We start from the raw sequence: 14104 nt of genomic DNA, 5'->3' as shown, positions 1-14104 counted from the left end.
AACGTTGCAGATTTGCCGCTTGCCTGCAAACGTGGTGGCGCGCACACCTCACCCAAACAGGAGAGAGATGCCATGCGCAGCGTCGACCATCACATCGCGGGCGCCCGTCCGACCGGCGGCACGACGCCGCGCACCGCGGATGTGTACGACCCCAATACGGGCGCGGTGCAGGCGCGCGTGGCGTTGGGCGACGCGGCGCTGCTCGACCATGTCGTAGCGGCAGCGCAGGCGGCACAGCCGGCGTGGGCGGCGACCAACCCGCAGCGGCGCGCGCGTGTGATGTTCCGGTTCAAGGAACTGGTCGAGGCGCACATGGACGAACTGGCGCATCTGCTGTCGTCCGAGCACGGCAAGGTCATCGCAGACTCGAAGGGCGACATCCAGCGCGGCCTCGAAGTGATCGAGTTCGCCTGCGGCATCCCGCACGTCCTTAAGGGTGAGTATACGCACGGTGCGGGGCCGGGGATCGACGTCTATTCGATGCGGCAGCCGATCGGGATCGGTGCGGGGATCACCCCGTTCAACTTCCCGGCGATGATCCCGATGTGGATGTTCGGCGTGGCGATCGCGTGCGGCAACGCCTTCATCCTGAAACCGAGCGAGCGCGACCCGAGCGTGCCGGTGCGGCTGGCCGAACTGATGGCGGAGGCCGGGCTGCCGGCGGGTGTGTTGCAAGTGGTGCACGGCGACAAGGAAATGGTCGACGCCATCCTCGATCACCCTGCGATCGGCGCGATCAGCTTCGTCGGATCGAGCGATATCGCACATCACGTCTATCGCCGCGGCGTGGCGGCGGGAAAGCGCGTGCAGGCGATGGGTGGTGCGAAGAACCATGGCATCGTCATGCCCGACGCCGATCTCGACCAGGTGGTCGCAGACCTTTCAGGCGCGGCATTCGGCTCGGCGGGTGAGCGGTGCATGGCGTTGCCGGTAGTCGTGCCGGTTGGCGAGAAGACCGCCGAGGCGTTGCGCGAGAAACTGCTCCCTGCGATCGCGGCGTTGCGGGTCGGCGTGTCGACCGACCAGCAGGCGCATTACGGCCCGGTGGTGAATGCCGCGCATCGCCAACGCGTGTCGGACTGGATCCAGACCGGCGTCGACGAAGGGGCGGAACTGGTCGTCGACGGACGCGGCTTCGCGCTTCAGGGGCATGAGCAAGGGTTCTTCATCGGCCCGAGCCTGTTCGACCGCGTCACGCCCGGCATGCAGGCGTACAAGGAAGAGATTTTCGGGCCGGTCCTCCAGATCGTCCGCGCGCCCGACTTCGAGACCGCCGTGCGACTGCCGAGCGAGCATCAATATGGCAACGGCGTCGCGATCTTCACGCGTAACGGACATGCCGCGCGCGAATTCGCCGCGCGGGTGAACGTCGGGATGGTGGGAATCAACGTGCCGATCCCCGTACCCGTCGCCTATCATACGTTCGGCGGGTGGAAGCGCAGCGCGTTCGGCGACACCAACCAGCATGGCACCGAGGGCGTCCGCTTCTGGACGAAGGTGAAGACGGTGACGCAGCGCTGGCCCGATGGCTCGGCGCTCCCGCGCGGCAGCGAAGACGGTGGACCCAGTCGCGTCCAGGACGCGTTCGTGATCCCAACCATGGGGTAAAGAAGGTGATGCCAGCGATTTCTCCGGTTCGTTCGCGACATGGCGCCGCGCCCCGTCGCGGTGCCGCCCGACGACTGGTCGTGGTGGCGGCGATCCTGTTGGCCGGCTGCTCTGGCGGGGGTGAGGCAGACTACAACCGCGTCGACGTTCCCGAACGCGAGGCCGAGGCGCAGGCGGCGATCGAGCAGTCGGTAGCGCAGAACGGTGCGGCGCGCACGGCGTTGAGCGGCGTGCCGATCGCGCGCGTCAGCCCCAACGCCGCACGCGACCGCGCCTTCCCGACCGAGTTCCTGGGCTATTGGGGTGCGGGCGATAACGATTGCGAGCTGGCCAACACCGAGGCCACCGGGCGCATCAACGTCGACGCCGACACCATTCGCTTCTACCAGGCGCGTGCCCGGGTGCAGCGCATGGAGCGGCATACGGCGCAGGAAGTCGCCGTCGATCTGCGTTTCTCGCGCGACGGCAGGACGTTCGAGCGCCGCGAGATCTATCGACTGGACGCCGGCGGCACCGTGCTGGTGCGCAGCGACCCGTCCGCCACGCAGCGCTATCGTCGCTGTTGAGGATATGAGCATGACCGATCAATTCGACCTGACCGACGAACAGCGGGAGATTCAAGAGCTTGCGCGCCGCTTCACCGCGGACCGCATCACGCCGTTCGCGGCGGAGTGGGATGAGAAGCACATCTTTCCGCGCGACACGATCAAGGCCGCGGCGGAACTGGGCTTCGCGGCGATCTACGTCAGCGAGGAGAGCGGCGGGATCAACCTCGGACGGCTGGAGGCTGCGCTCATCATGGAGGCGATGGCCTACGGGTGCCCGGCGACCAGCGCGTTCATTTCCATACACAATATGGCGAGCTGGATGATCGATAGCTACGGATCGGCGGAGCTCAAGGCGCGCTACCTGCCCGATCTGGTCACGATGGAGCGGATCGCGAGCTACTGCCTGACCGAGCCGGCATCGGGGTCCGACGCAGCGGCGCTGCGCACGACCGCGCGGCGCGACGGTGACCATTATGTCGTCGACGGTACCAAGCAGTTCATCTCCGGTGCCGGAGAAAACGAGCTTTATGTCACCATGGTGCGCACCGGTGCCGATGGACCGAAGGGAATTTCCTGCCTGGTGATCGAAAAGGACATGCCGGGCGTGTCGTTCGGCGCGAACGAGCGCAAACTGGGCTGGCACGCGCAGCCGACGCGCGCGGTGACATTCGACAACGTCCGCGTGCCCGTCGCCAATCGCGTCGGGCAGGAGGGCGAGGGGTTCCGCTTCGCCATGGCGGGGCTGGACGGTGGGCGGCTCAACATCGGGGCGTGCTCGCTGGGCGGGGCGCAGCGCTGCCTCGACGAGGCGATCCGCTACACCACCGATCGCAAGCAATTCGGCAAGGCGATCGGCGATTTCCAGAACACGCAATTCATGCTGGCCGACATGGAGACCGAGCTGCAGGCGGCGCGCTGTCTGCTCTACGTCGCGGCGGCCAAGGTGACCGCGGACGCGCCCGACAAGACGCGCTTCGCGGCGATGGCCAAGCGGCTGGCGACCGATACGGGATCGAGCGTCGTCGATCGTGCGCTGCAGCTGCATGGCGGCTATGGCTATCTGATGGATTATCCGATCGAGCGGTTCTGGCGCGACCTGCGCGTCCATTCGATTTTGGAGGGCACCAATCAGGTGATGCGGATGATCATCGGCCGCGAACTGGTGCGGCAGTGAGCGACCTTCTCGTCTCGACCGACGGCCCGGTCGCGCGGATCCGGCTCAACCGGCCGAAGGCGCTGCACGCGCTGAACACCGCAATGTGCGTGGGCATCCTCGATGCACTGGAGGCATGGCGCGGCGACGAGGCGGTGCGGTGCGTCGTCATCGATCATGCCGAGGGTCGGGGGTTCTGCGCGGGTGGCGACATCCGCATGCTGGCCGGCAGCGGCGCGACCGACGGCGAGGAGGCGCGTGCGTTCTTCCGGGCCGAGTATCGGATGAACCACCGGCTGTTCACCTACGTCAAGGATACGATAGCGTTCATGGACGGCGTGACGATGGGCGGCGGGGTCGGCGTGTCGATGCCGTGCCGCTATCGCGTCGCCACCGAGAACACCCGGCTGGCGATGCCGGAGACCGGCATCGGACTGTTCCCGGACGTCGGCGGCGGCTGGTATCTGTCGCGGCTGCCGGGGCGGATCGGGCAGTATCTCGCGCTGACCGGCGCGCGACTCGACGGTGCGGAGGCGGTCGCGCTCGGGCTGGCGACGCATTACCTGCCGGCCGCGCGGATCGAGGAGGCGAAGGCGGCGATCGCGACCGACCCCGATGCGATCGACGCGGCGTTGTCGGCGCTGGCCGAGGCGGCGCCTGCGGGCAAGATCCTGGCGCAGCGGGCGGAGATCGACCGCTTGTTCGCGTCGGACGACCTGGAGGAGGTGCTGGCGGCGCTCGACGCGGACGGTGGCGACTTCGCGCAGGCGACCCGTGCGACGCTGGCGACCAAATCGCCGCAGGCGATGAAGGTGTCGCTCAAGCTGCTCAAGGATGCCGCGGGGATGGCGACGTTCGCGGACGAGATGCGGCAGGAATATGCGGTCGCGTGCCGGGTGGTGCAGCGCCCCGACTTCGTGGAGGGCGTGCGCGCGCTGATCGTCGACAAGGACAATGCGCCGCGTTGGGAGCCCGCGACCGTCGAGGGCGTGAGCGATCATATGATCGACCGTATCTTCGCGCCGTTGCCGGACGACGAGGCGTGGACGCCGGGGTGATGTCATCGCCCCGCCGCGGGAAGGGGGCGGTGTCGGCCGAGGCGCCCCGCGTCATACCGACCGCGGCGATTGAACAGCCACAGGCTCCTGGCTGCGCCGGAGCGACGGGAGACGAACGAATGGCCGAGTACGAGACGATCCTGGTCGAGCAGCGCGGGGGCGTGACGCTGATCACGCTCAACCGGCCGAAGGCGCTCAACGCGCTCAATTCGCAGGTGCTGGCCGACCTGCTTGCCGCACTTGCCGTGTTCGATGCGGACCCGACGCAAGGCTGTGCGGTCCTGACCGGCAGCGAGAAGGCGTTCGCCGCCGGTGCCGATATCAAGGAGATGTCGGCGCAAGGATTCGCCGAGATGTACGGCGGCAATTTCTTCGGCGGTTACGAACGGCTGACGCAGACGCGCAAGCCGATCATCGCCGCGGTGGCGGGCTATGCACTGGGCGGCGGGTGCGAGCTGGCGATGATGTGCGACTTCATCCTTGCCGCCGATAACGCGAAGTTCGGGCAGCCCGAAGTGAAGCTGGCGGTGACCCCCGGCATGGGCGGGTCGCAGCGGCTGGCGCGCGCGGTCGGCAAGGCCAAGGCGATGGAGATGTGCCTGACCGGGCGGATGATGGACGCCGCCGAGGCGGAACGCGCCGGGCTGGTCAGCCGTATCCTTCCCGCGGCCGGGCTGGTCGAAGAAGCGGTGAAGACGGCGCAGACGATCGCCGACATGGCGCCGCTGGCGGTGCTGGCGAACAAGGAAATGGTCAACGCCGCGTTCGAGACCACGCTGGCGCAGGGCGTGCAGTTCGAGCGCCGGCTGTTCCACGGGCTGTTCGGGACCGCCGACCAGAAGGAAGGCATGGCGGCGTTCGTCGAGAAGCGCCCCGGCCAATGGACGGGCAAGTAGGGAGTAGACGAGATGACGCTGGTGATCCTGACATTGCTGTTGATCCTGCTCGCCGGCGTGGCGGCGGTGCGTTTCACGCACTGGCACCCGCTCGTCGCGGCGGCGGCGATCGGTGCGGCGGGCGCCGTCGTGGTCGTGGCGATGATGCTGGCGTCGGTGTCGGCGTCGTTCGAGCCGGTCGCGATCACCTTCGTCGGCACGTTCCTCGGCGTCGCGGCGCTGGCGCTGGTCGGCGCATTGATCGGCGCTGCGCTGCGGCCGCGCCGGGCGAAGGTGGCATGATGGCGCGCGTCGGGTTCATCGGGCTGGGCAACATGGGCGGCGGGATGGCCGCCAATCTGGCGAAAAAGGGGCACGATGTCCGCGCCTTCGACCTGTCGGCGGCGGCGTTGGAGGTGGCGCGGGCGGCAGGTTGCCTGCCGGTCGGATCGGCGCACGAGGCGGCCGACGGCGCGGAAGCGATCGTCACGATGCTGCCCGCCGGCAGCCACGTCGCGCAGGTCTATGCCGAGAGCCTCGGTGACGTCGCGGTCGATACCGTGCTGATCGATTGCTCGACGATCGATCTCGCCACCGCGCGGCGGATCGCCGGGGAGGCGGCGGCACGCGGGATCGCGGCGGTCGATGCGCCGGTATCCGGCGGCATCGCCGCGGCGCAGGCCGGTACGCTGACCTTCATGGTCGGGGGCAGCGCCGATGCGTTCGCGCGCGCGCGGCCGTTCCTGGAGGACATGGGCAAGGCGGTGATCCATGCCGGCGACAGCGGCGCAGGCCAGGTCGCCAAGATGTGCAACAACCTGATCCTCGGCGCGACGATGGCTGCGACGTGCGAGGCGTTCGCGCTGGCGGAGAAGCTGGGGCTGGATGCGCAGACCTTCTACGACATCTCCAGCAAGGCGACGGGGCAGAGCTGGTCGATGACGAGCTATTGCCCGGTGCCGGGCGTCGGCCCGGAATCGCCGGCCGATCGCGACTATCAGGGCGGGTTTGCCGGAGCGTTGATGCTCAAGGACCTGGAGCTGGCGATGGCGGCCGCCGAGGGCGCCGCGGCGCAAGCGCCGATGGGCGCGCGCGCGCGGGACCTGTACCGGCAGTTCGTGGATGCCGGGCAGGGTGGGCTCGATTTCTCGGGGATCATCCGGATGCTGGATACGCCGCGGGGTTGATCGATCGGGCGGCCTCTGCGCTCCGGCATCGCAGGCGGAGGGATCGGCGTTGCCGGTAGATCGTCATTGCGAGCGCAGCGAAGCAATCCGGGTCGTCCTGGTCGGGCATGGATTGCTTCGCTGCGGTCGCAATGACAAACGTTACGACGTTGCTCGCCTGAGGCCGCTCGCCTGACAGCGCGCGACGATGGACGCGAGGCGGCGGCCGTGGCACCCGCGGCGCATGACACCCGCCCTTGCCGCCGTGGCGGTCACGATCGTCGCGTTCGTCATCGGGCTGACCCTGCCCGACGTCGACCTGCACCTGTGGCTCGGGCATCGCAGCGCACTGACGCACAGTATCGTGCCGGCGTGCGCGTTGCTGGCGCGGCGGCGATGGTATCCGGCGGCGTGCGGCGTGGCGGCGGGGACGGGGGTGCATCTGGCGGCCGACAGTTTCCCGAACCGGATGATCGGCTATGCCACCGTCAAGCTGCCGTTCGCCGGATCGCTGGGGGCCGGCGCCTCCTACGCATGGCTGGCGTTGAACGCGCTTGCCGCACTGGCGCTCGCCGTGTGGCTCGCGCGGCGGCTACATGCGCCATGGGCGGCGTTGTTGCTGACGCTGGCGGCGGTCGTAGCGGGGGCGGCGTACCTCTGGCGCACCGATGGCGGCTGGCCGGTGCTGGCGCTTGCCGTCGGTGCGGTCTGGATAGCGTGGCGGTTCCGCGGCAGGGCCAACGATGGTCCGTCATCGCGAGCGTAGCGAAGCAATCCAGCGCCGGACCAGAATGCCCGGGGATCGCTTCGCTCCGCCCGCAATGACGATGCGAAGACGAGCGAGGGACGACGCGACTTCACCCACCGCTTCAACGCAGGCCTTCAAGCAATCCGCTTTTACTCCGCCGCCTCCAGCGTCTCGGCGTCGTCGAGCGGGTGGCTGAGCCGCGACAGCATTTCGCGCGGGATGACCTGCCAGAACGCGCCGACCGTGCGGTCCCAATCGTCGAGCAGCCCGCGCGACCAGCGGCTGTCGGTCGCCACCGCATGTTCGGCGATCAGCCCGCGCAGTATCTCTTCCCAATGCGCGGCGGCGACGCGTTGCCAGACGATGTTCTCGGGGTTGGCGCGGCGCGCGAAACTGCCGCTTTCGTCGTAGACGAACGCCATGCCGCCGGTCATGCCCGCACCGAAATTGGCGCCGACCTCGCCCAGCACCACCGCGGTGCCGCCGGTCATGTATTCGCAGCCGTTCGCGCCGCAGCCCTCCACCACCACGGTCGCGCCGGAATTGCGCACCGCGAAGCGCTCACCGGCCTGGCCGGCGGCGAACAGCTTGCCGCTGGTCGCGCCATACAGGACGGTGTTGCCGAGAATGGTGTTGTTCTGGCTGCGCAGCGGCGAGGATACCGCCGGTCGCACGATGATCTTGCCGCCCGACAACCCCTTGCCGACATAGTCGTTGGCGTCGCCGAAGACCTCCAGCGTGATGCCGCGGCACATGAATGCGCCGAGCGACTGGCCGGCCGAGCCGCGCAGGCGGATCGTGACGTGGTTCTCGGCCAGCTTCGACATGCCGAAGGTGCGCGTGATCTCGCTCGACAGCCGCGTACCGACCGCGCGGTGCGTGTTGCGCACCGAATAGGTCAGCTGCATCTTCTCGCCGCGCGAGAACACCGCCGACGCGTCCTTGATGATCTGCGCGTCGAGGCTGTCGGGAACTTCGTTGCGGAACGTGCTCAGCGAGAAGCGGCGCTCGGCGTCGGTCGCGTCGACCTTGGCGAGGATCGGGTTCAGGTCGAGGTCGTCGAGATGCTCGGCACCGCGGCTGACCTGCCGCAGCAATTCGGTGCGGCCGATCACCTCGTCGAGCGAGCGGACGCCGAGCCGGGCGAGGATGTCGCGGACCTCTTCGGCGATGAAGGTCATCAGGTTGATGACTTTTTCCGGCGTGCCGACGAACTTGCCACGCAACGCCTCGTCCTGCGTGCAGATACCGACCGGGCAGGTGTTGCTGTGGCACTGGCGCACCATGATGCAGCCCATCGCCACGAGGCTGAGCGTGCCGATCCCGAACTCCTCCGCACCCAGGATCGCGGCGATCACGATGTCGCGCCCGGTCTTCAGCCCGCCGTCGGCGCGCAGCTTGATCCGCCCGCGCAGGCCGTTGAGCGTCAGGACCTGGTTGACCTCCGACAGGCCCATTTCCCACGGTGTGCCGGCATATTTGATGCTGGTCTGCGGGGAGGCGCCGGTGCCGCCGACATGGCCGGAGACGAGGATGACGTCGGCATGCGCCTTCGCCACACCCGCCGCGACGGTGCCGATCCCGGCCGACGACACCAGCTTGACGCAAACGCGTGCGCGCGGGTTGATCTGCTTCAGGTCGTAGATCAGCTGCGCCAGATCCTCGATCGAGTAGATGTCGTGATGCGGCGGCGGGCTGATGAGCGTCACGCCGGGGGTGGCGTGGCGCAGCTTGGCGATGAACTCGGTCACCTTGAAGCCGGGCAGCTGCCCGCCCTCGCCGGGCTTGGCACCCTGCGCGACCTTGATCTCGATCTCCTCGCAGGCGTTGAGATATTCCGCGGTGACGCCGAAGCGGCCGGACGCGACCTGCTTGATGACCGAATTGGCGTTGTCGCCGTTATCGTAGGGCTTGTAGCGGATCTTGTCCTCGCCGCCCTCGCCCGACACCGCCTTGGCGCCGATGCGGTTCATCGCGATCGCCAGCGTCTCGTGCGACTCCGGCGACAGCGCGCCGAGCGACATGCCGGGGGTGACGAAGCGCTTGCGGATCTCGGTGATCGCCTCGACCTGATCGACCGCGACGCCTTCGTTGGGGAAGTTGAACTGCAGCAGATCGCGCAGGTAGATCGGCGGCAGGTCCGCCACGCCGCGCGAGAATTGCAGATAGCTGGAATAGCTGTCGGTCGACACCGCCGTCTGGAGCAGGTGCATCAGCTGCGCGGAATAGGCATGCGCCTCGCCGGTGTGGCGCTGGCGATAGAAACCGCCGATCGGCAGCGTCGCGACCGCCTGGTCGAATGCCGCTTCGTGGCGTTCGATGGCGTTGACGTGCAGCGAGGCATAACCCTCGCCGCTGATCTTCGCCGGCATGCCGGGGAACAGGTCGTTCACCAAGGCACGGCTGAGCCCGACCGCCTCGAAATTATAGCCACCGCGGTACGAGGAGATGACCGCGATCCCCATCTTGCTGAGGATCTTGAGCAGCCCCTCCTCGATCGCCTTCTTGTGGCGCGCGGTGCATTCTTCCATCGACAGCTTGCCGAACAGCCCGCGTGCGTGGCGGTCGGCGATCGCCGCCTCCGCCAGATACGCGTTCACGGTCGTGGCACCCACGCCGATGAGCACCGCGTAATAATGCGTGTCGAGGCATTCCGCCGCGCGGACGTTGATCGACGCATAGGAGCGCAGGCCGCGGCGCACGAGGTGTGTGTGCACCGCCGCCGCCGCCAGCACGCCCGGAATCGCGACGCGGTCCTCGTCGATGCGCTCGTCGGTGAGGAACAGCTCGCTCTTGCCCTCCCGCACCGCCTGCTCGGCCTGGTTGCGGATGCGCTGGATCGCGGCGCGCAGCCGCTCCGGGCCGCCCCCCGCCTCGAACGTGCAGTCGATGTCGGCGGCGGCGTTGCCGAAATATCCCTTCAGCCGCCCCCAGTCGGTGGAGGTCAGCACCGGCGATTCGAGCACCAGCACGCGCTCGCGCCGATCCTCCGTATCGAGGATGTTGGCGAGATTGCCGAAGCGCGTCTTGAGCGACATGACGTAGCGCTCGCGCAGCGGATCGATCGGCGGATTGGTGACTTGCGCGAAATTCTGCCGGAAGAACTGGCTGATGAGCCGCGGCTTGTCGGAGATGACCGCCAGCGGCGTGTCGTCGCCCATCGAGCCGATCGCTTCCTTGCCCGTCTCGACCATCGGCGACAGGATCAGCTCCATGTCCTCGATCGTCTGACCGGCGGCGACCTGCCGCCGCGCCAGCTCGGCACGATCGTAGCGCGCCAGCGTGCCGGGAGGGGCAGGGGGCAGGTCGTCCATCGTCGAGAATTCGCCGATCATCGCGGCATAATCCTGCTCCGCGGCGATGCGGTCCTTCACTTCGCGGTCGAGCAGCACGCGGCCTTCGTGCAGGTCGACGGCGATCATCTGCCCCGGCCCGAGCCGGCCCTTGGCGACGATCGTGCTCTCCGGCACGACGACCATGCCCGCCTCCGACCCGACGATCAGGAGGCCGTCCGCGGTCTGCGTGTAGCGCAACGGGCGCAGCGCGTTGCGATCGACGCCGCCCACCACCCAGCGCCCGTCGGTCATCGCGAGCGCGGCGGGGCCGTCCCACGGCTCCATGACGGAGGCGAGATACTGGTACATTGCGGCATGCGTCGGCGGCATGTCGTCCGCTGCGGCCTCCGGCACCAGCATCAGCTTCGCGGTCGGCGCGTCGCGGCCCGAGCGGCAGATCGCCTCGAACGTCGCGTCGAGCGCGGCGGTGTCCGATGCACCGGCGGGGATCACCGGCTTGATATCCTCCGAATGCTCGCCGAACGCGATCGACGCCATGCGGATCTCGTGGCTGAGCATCCAGTTCTTGTTGCCGCGGATCGTGTTGATCTCGCCGTTGTGCGCCAGGCACCGGAACGGCTGCGCCAGCCACCATTGCGGGAAGGTGTTGGTCGAATAACGCTGGTGGAAGATCGCGACGCGGCTTTCGAAGCGCGCGTCGGTCAGGTCGGGATAGAAGACCGACAGGCTCTCGGCGAGGAAGAGCCCCTTGTAGATGATCGAGCGGCAGCTGAGCGAGCAGACGTAGAAGCCCTGGATCTGTGCGGCGATCACGCGCTTTTCGATGCGGCGACGGACCAGATACAGGTTCTTCTCGAATTCCTCGACCGACACGTCGTCGGGCATCGGACCGGCGATCATGATCTGCTCGATCTCGGGGCGCGTCGATTGCGCCTTCAACCCGATCACCGAGACGTCGACCGGCACCTGCCGCCAGCCGTAAATGGTGTAGCCGGCGCCGATCACCTCGGATTCGACGATCGTGCGGCACGTCTCCTGCGCCGACAGGTCGGTGCGCGGCAGGAACATCATGCCGACCGCGAGCCGGTTCGGCATCGCCTTGTGCCCGCTGGCCGCGATGCAATCGTCGAAGAAGCGCACCGGCAGGTCGACGTGGATGCCCGCGCCGTCGCCGGTCTTGCCATCGGCGTCGACCGCGCCGCGATGCCACACCGCCTTCAGCGCATCGACCGCGGACTGCACGACACGCCGTGACGGCTTGCCGTCGGTGGCGGCGACGAGCCCGACGCCGCACGCATCGCCCTCCATGTCGGGGCGGTACATGCCGTGTTCGGCGAGATACTGACGGCGGGCGTCGAGGGAGTCGGTCATGAAATCAGCCCTTCGGTTCGAAGCAGCGAAATGGTCTGGCGGGTGCCGGCGATGAGATCGATGAATTCGCGCCAGGCCAGATTGGCGCGGGCAGCCTGTTCTACAGGTCGGGTCGGATAATCGTGGGCGAGCACGTTGCGGGTGGCGGCCAGCTCGATCCAGCGGTCTGCCGATGCGATGCCGCCCAGCGCCTCTACCCGGCGAAACTGGTTCTGTGCGGAAAGACCGGCGATCGTCTCCCCCGACAGGAACAGCAGCCCGCGAAACAGCTTTCGCGACGTCAGATCGTAGAGTTGGTCGAACATGCGCAACAAGGCATGAAGCCGCTCGCGTTCCTCGTCCTGCCAACGGACAATCGCGTCACCCGTCGTCGGCAGCGCCCGGTCCATTCTGCCGCGCAGGCGCTCGACATGGTCGGCGAGTTGCTGCGCGGCGACAACGGCCTCCCCGGTAGCGGCAAGCACATCGTCGCGTGTCATAGCACGACGCCTTCGCGGCATGCGGCGCGATCGATCCATCGCGGTTCGGCCCCACGCGCCGCGACGACCACATCCACCTGTTCCTCGTCCAGCGATCGCCACAGCAGCACGCGGAAACGGACCTCGTGTTCAAGATCCGCGGATGCCGGATCGGCCTCGATGTGAAGGTCGATGTCGCCGCCGCGTCTGGTGTCGTCAAGACGACTGCCGAACAGCCGCACGATCGCGCTGGCGCCGAACGCCTCCCGGGTCGCCGACCTGATCGCGTCGATATACCGGGGCGACAACCTCACGCTGCCTGCCTTTCCGCCCTGGCCTTCGCCTTCAGATGCGCATGCATCGTGGCGGCGACGTCGCGGCCGTCGCGGATCGCCCAGACCACCAGCGAGGCGCCGCGCACGATGTCGCCGGCCGCGAACACGCCGTCGAGGCTGGTCATCAACGTCTTGCTGTCGACCAGCACCGTGCCCCAGCGCGTGACGCCCAGTTCGGGGGCACCCCACAGCCGCGGCAGTTCCTCGGCATCGAAGCCGAGCGCCTTGATGACGAGATCGGCCGGCATCGCCTCGGCAGCGCCGGGATCAACTTCGGGCGCACGGCGGCCGCTGGCGTCGGGCGCGCCGAGCCGCATGCGGTTCGCGCGTACCGTGCGTACCGCGCCGTCCTCGCCCTCGAAGCTGTGCGGGGCGGAGAGCCAGACGAACTCGACGCCTTCTTCCTCGGCGTTGGCGACCTCGCGCTGCGAACCGGGCATGTTGGTACGGTCGCGGCGGTAGAGGCATTTCACGCTCTTCGCGCCCTGGCGGATCGCGGTGCGCACGCAGTCCATCGCGGTGTCGCCGCCGCCGATCACGACCACGTCCTTGCCGGCGGCGTTCAGGCTGCCGTCCTCGAACGCCGGCACGGCGTCACCGAAGCTCTTGCGGTTCGATGCGGTGAGATAGTCCAGCGCCGCGACGACGCCGTTCAGGTTGTTGCCGCCGACCTCGATCGCGCGCGCCTTGTACACACCGGTCGCGATCAGCAACGCGTCGTGGCGCGTGCGCAGCTCGTCAAGCGTCGCGTCGCGGCCGACCTCGAAGCCTTCGTGGAAGACGATGCCGCCGGCCTTGAGCCGGTCCACGCGGCGCATGACCACCGGCTTCTCCAGCTTGAAGCCGGGGATGCCATAGGTCAGCAGCCCGCCTGCGCGATCGTGGCGATCGTAGACATGAACCTCATAACCGTGCCCACGCAGATATTCCGCGGCGCTCAGCCCGGCCGGGCCGGCACCGATCACGCCGACCGACTGGCCGCGCGCCGGGCCGGGGACGAGCGGCTCGACCCAGCCTTCTTCCCAGGCGGTATCGGTGATGAACTTCTCGACCGACCCGATCGTGACCGCGCCGTGGCCGGAGAATTCGATGACGCAATTGCCCTCGCACAACCGGTCCTGCGGGCAGATGCGGCCGCAGATCTCGGGCATGGTCGAGGTAGCGTTGCTCAACTCGTATGCCTCGCGCAGCCGCCCTTCGGCAGTCAGTCGCAACCAGTCGGGAATGTGGTTGTGGAGCGGACAGTGCACCGAGCAATACGGCACGCCGCATTGCGAGCAGCGGCCGGCCTGATCCTCCGCCGCGGGTGGCGCATAGCGTTCCGCGATCTCGCGGAAATCATCGGCGCGGTCGTCGGCAGTACGCTTTGCCGGATAGGATTGCGGGCGATCAACGAACTTGAGCATGTCGGCCATCGGTGTCCTCCGATGGCCGACGTCTCACATCATTCGCCGGCTGTCACGCGCTTTTGAGCTAGTGGGTAAGCAA

12 protein-coding genes are annotated in these 14104 nt (G+C 68.0%); 8 read left to right on the top strand and 4 right to left on the bottom strand.

The window, feature by feature from the left end; translation table 11 throughout:
* Positions 1-72: 72 nt before the first annotated feature.
* From SPHPHY_RS0114320 to SPHPHY_RS0114285, 8 genes are all read left to right on the top strand, one after another.
* Positions 73-1608 (top strand): CoA-acylating methylmalonate-semialdehyde dehydrogenase, encoded by a 1536-nt coding sequence (locus SPHPHY_RS0114320; RefSeq protein WP_022687375.1) that lies wholly within the window; start codon positions 73-75, stop codon positions 1606-1608.
* Positions 1609-1616: 8 nt separating this feature from the next.
* On the top strand, positions 1617-2174 hold the full coding sequence (locus SPHPHY_RS0114315) for a hypothetical protein (protein WP_156025106.1): 558 nt from the start codon (positions 1617-1619) through the stop codon (positions 2172-2174).
* A 10-nt stretch (positions 2175-2184) separates the two neighbouring features.
* Positions 2185-3330 carry an acyl-CoA dehydrogenase family protein gene (locus tag SPHPHY_RS0114310; RefSeq protein ID WP_028056944.1) on the top strand — a complete coding sequence of 382 codons (1146 nt, stop codon included), beginning with the start codon at positions 2185-2187 and terminating at the stop codon, positions 3328-3330.
* On the top strand, positions 3327-4367 hold the full coding sequence (locus tag SPHPHY_RS0114305; RefSeq protein WP_022687372.1) for an enoyl-CoA hydratase/isomerase family protein: 1041 nt from the start codon (positions 3327-3329) through the stop codon (positions 4365-4367). The genes SPHPHY_RS0114310 and SPHPHY_RS0114305 overlap by 4 nt, the downstream gene beginning before the upstream one ends.
* Positions 4368-4486: 119 nt before the next feature.
* Entirely contained in the window at positions 4487-5263 is a 777-nt protein-coding gene (locus tag SPHPHY_RS0114300; protein ID WP_022687371.1) for an enoyl-CoA hydratase, read from the top strand.
* 12 nt (positions 5264-5275) lie between these two features.
* Positions 5276-5545, top strand: a complete 270-nt coding sequence (locus SPHPHY_RS0114295; protein ID WP_022687370.1) for a hypothetical protein — start codon at positions 5276-5278, stop codon at positions 5543-5545.
* A complete protein-coding gene (gene mmsB, locus SPHPHY_RS0114290; RefSeq protein WP_028056943.1) occupies positions 5545-6429 on the top strand; it encodes a 3-hydroxyisobutyrate dehydrogenase in 885 nt (294 codons plus the stop codon). The genes SPHPHY_RS0114295 and mmsB overlap by 1 nt, the downstream gene beginning before the upstream one ends.
* A gap of 223 nt (positions 6430-6652) precedes the next feature.
* Positions 6653-7174 (top strand): hypothetical protein, encoded by a 522-nt coding sequence (locus SPHPHY_RS0114285; RefSeq protein WP_022687368.1) that lies wholly within the window; start codon positions 6653-6655, stop codon positions 7172-7174.
* 131 nt (positions 7175-7305) lie between these two features.
* Here the strand turns inward: SPHPHY_RS0114285 and gltB are convergent, their stop codons facing one another.
* From gltB to SPHPHY_RS0114265, 4 genes are read right to left on the bottom strand one after another with little or no spacing between them, the layout of a single operon-like run.
* Positions 7306-11823 carry a glutamate synthase large subunit gene (gene gltB, locus SPHPHY_RS0114280; RefSeq protein ID WP_022687367.1) on the bottom strand — a complete coding sequence of 1506 codons (4518 nt, stop codon included), beginning with the start codon at positions 11821-11823 and terminating at the stop codon, positions 7306-7308.
* Positions 11820-12302, bottom strand: coding sequence for a hypothetical protein (locus tag SPHPHY_RS0114275; RefSeq protein WP_022687366.1), 483 nt, complete (start codon positions 12300-12302; stop codon positions 11820-11822). The genes gltB and SPHPHY_RS0114275 overlap by 4 nt, the downstream gene beginning before the upstream one ends.
* Positions 12299-12595 carry a hypothetical protein gene (locus SPHPHY_RS0114270; RefSeq protein WP_022687365.1) on the bottom strand — a complete coding sequence of 99 codons (297 nt, stop codon included), beginning with the start codon at positions 12593-12595 and terminating at the stop codon, positions 12299-12301. Before SPHPHY_RS0114270 ends, SPHPHY_RS0114275 begins: the two co-directional genes overlap by 4 nt.
* A complete protein-coding gene (locus SPHPHY_RS0114265; protein ID WP_022687364.1) occupies positions 12592-14031 on the bottom strand; it encodes an NAD(P)-dependent oxidoreductase in 1440 nt (479 codons plus the stop codon). Before SPHPHY_RS0114265 ends, SPHPHY_RS0114270 begins: the two co-directional genes overlap by 4 nt.
* Positions 14032-14104: the final 73 nt, after the last annotated feature.

It is taken from the genome of Sphingomonas phyllosphaerae 5.2 (assembly GCF_000419605.1).
GTDB lineage: Bacteria > Pseudomonadota > Alphaproteobacteria > Sphingomonadales > Sphingomonadaceae > Sphingomonas > Sphingomonas phyllosphaerae_B.
This window is presented reverse-complemented; position numbering and strand designations above follow the sequence as displayed.

Bases quoted from the DNA above. Each gene is read 5' to 3' on its own strand.
- SPHPHY_RS0114265 (WP_022687364.1), bottom strand. From the start codon at position 14,031: ATGGCCGACATGCTCAAGTTCGTTGATCGCCCGCAATCCTATCCGGCA.
- SPHPHY_RS0114315 (WP_156025106.1), top strand. From the start codon at position 1,617: ATGCCAGCGATTTCTCCGGTTCGTTCGCGACATGGCGCCGCGCCCCGT.
- SPHPHY_RS0114295 (WP_022687370.1), top strand. From the start codon at position 5,276: ATGACGCTGGTGATCCTGACATTGCTGTTGATCCTGCTCGCCGGCGTG.
- SPHPHY_RS0114285 (WP_022687368.1), top strand. From the start codon at position 6,653: ATGACACCCGCCCTTGCCGCCGTGGCGGTCACGATCGTCGCGTTCGTC.
- SPHPHY_RS0114300 (WP_022687371.1), top strand. From the start codon at position 4,487: ATGGCCGAGTACGAGACGATCCTGGTCGAGCAGCGCGGGGGCGTGACG.
- gltB (WP_022687367.1), bottom strand. From the start codon at position 11,823: ATGACCGACTCCCTCGACGCCCGCCGTCAGTATCTCGCCGAACACGGC.
- mmsB (WP_028056943.1), top strand. From the start codon at position 5,545: ATGGCGCGCGTCGGGTTCATCGGGCTGGGCAACATGGGCGGCGGGATG.
- SPHPHY_RS0114310 (WP_028056944.1), top strand. From the start codon at position 2,185: ATGACCGATCAATTCGACCTGACCGACGAACAGCGGGAGATTCAAGAG.
- SPHPHY_RS0114275 (WP_022687366.1), bottom strand. From the start codon at position 12,302: ATGACACGCGACGATGTGCTTGCCGCTACCGGGGAGGCCGTTGTCGCC.
- SPHPHY_RS0114320 (WP_022687375.1), top strand. From the start codon at position 73: ATGCGCAGCGTCGACCATCACATCGCGGGCGCCCGTCCGACCGGCGGC.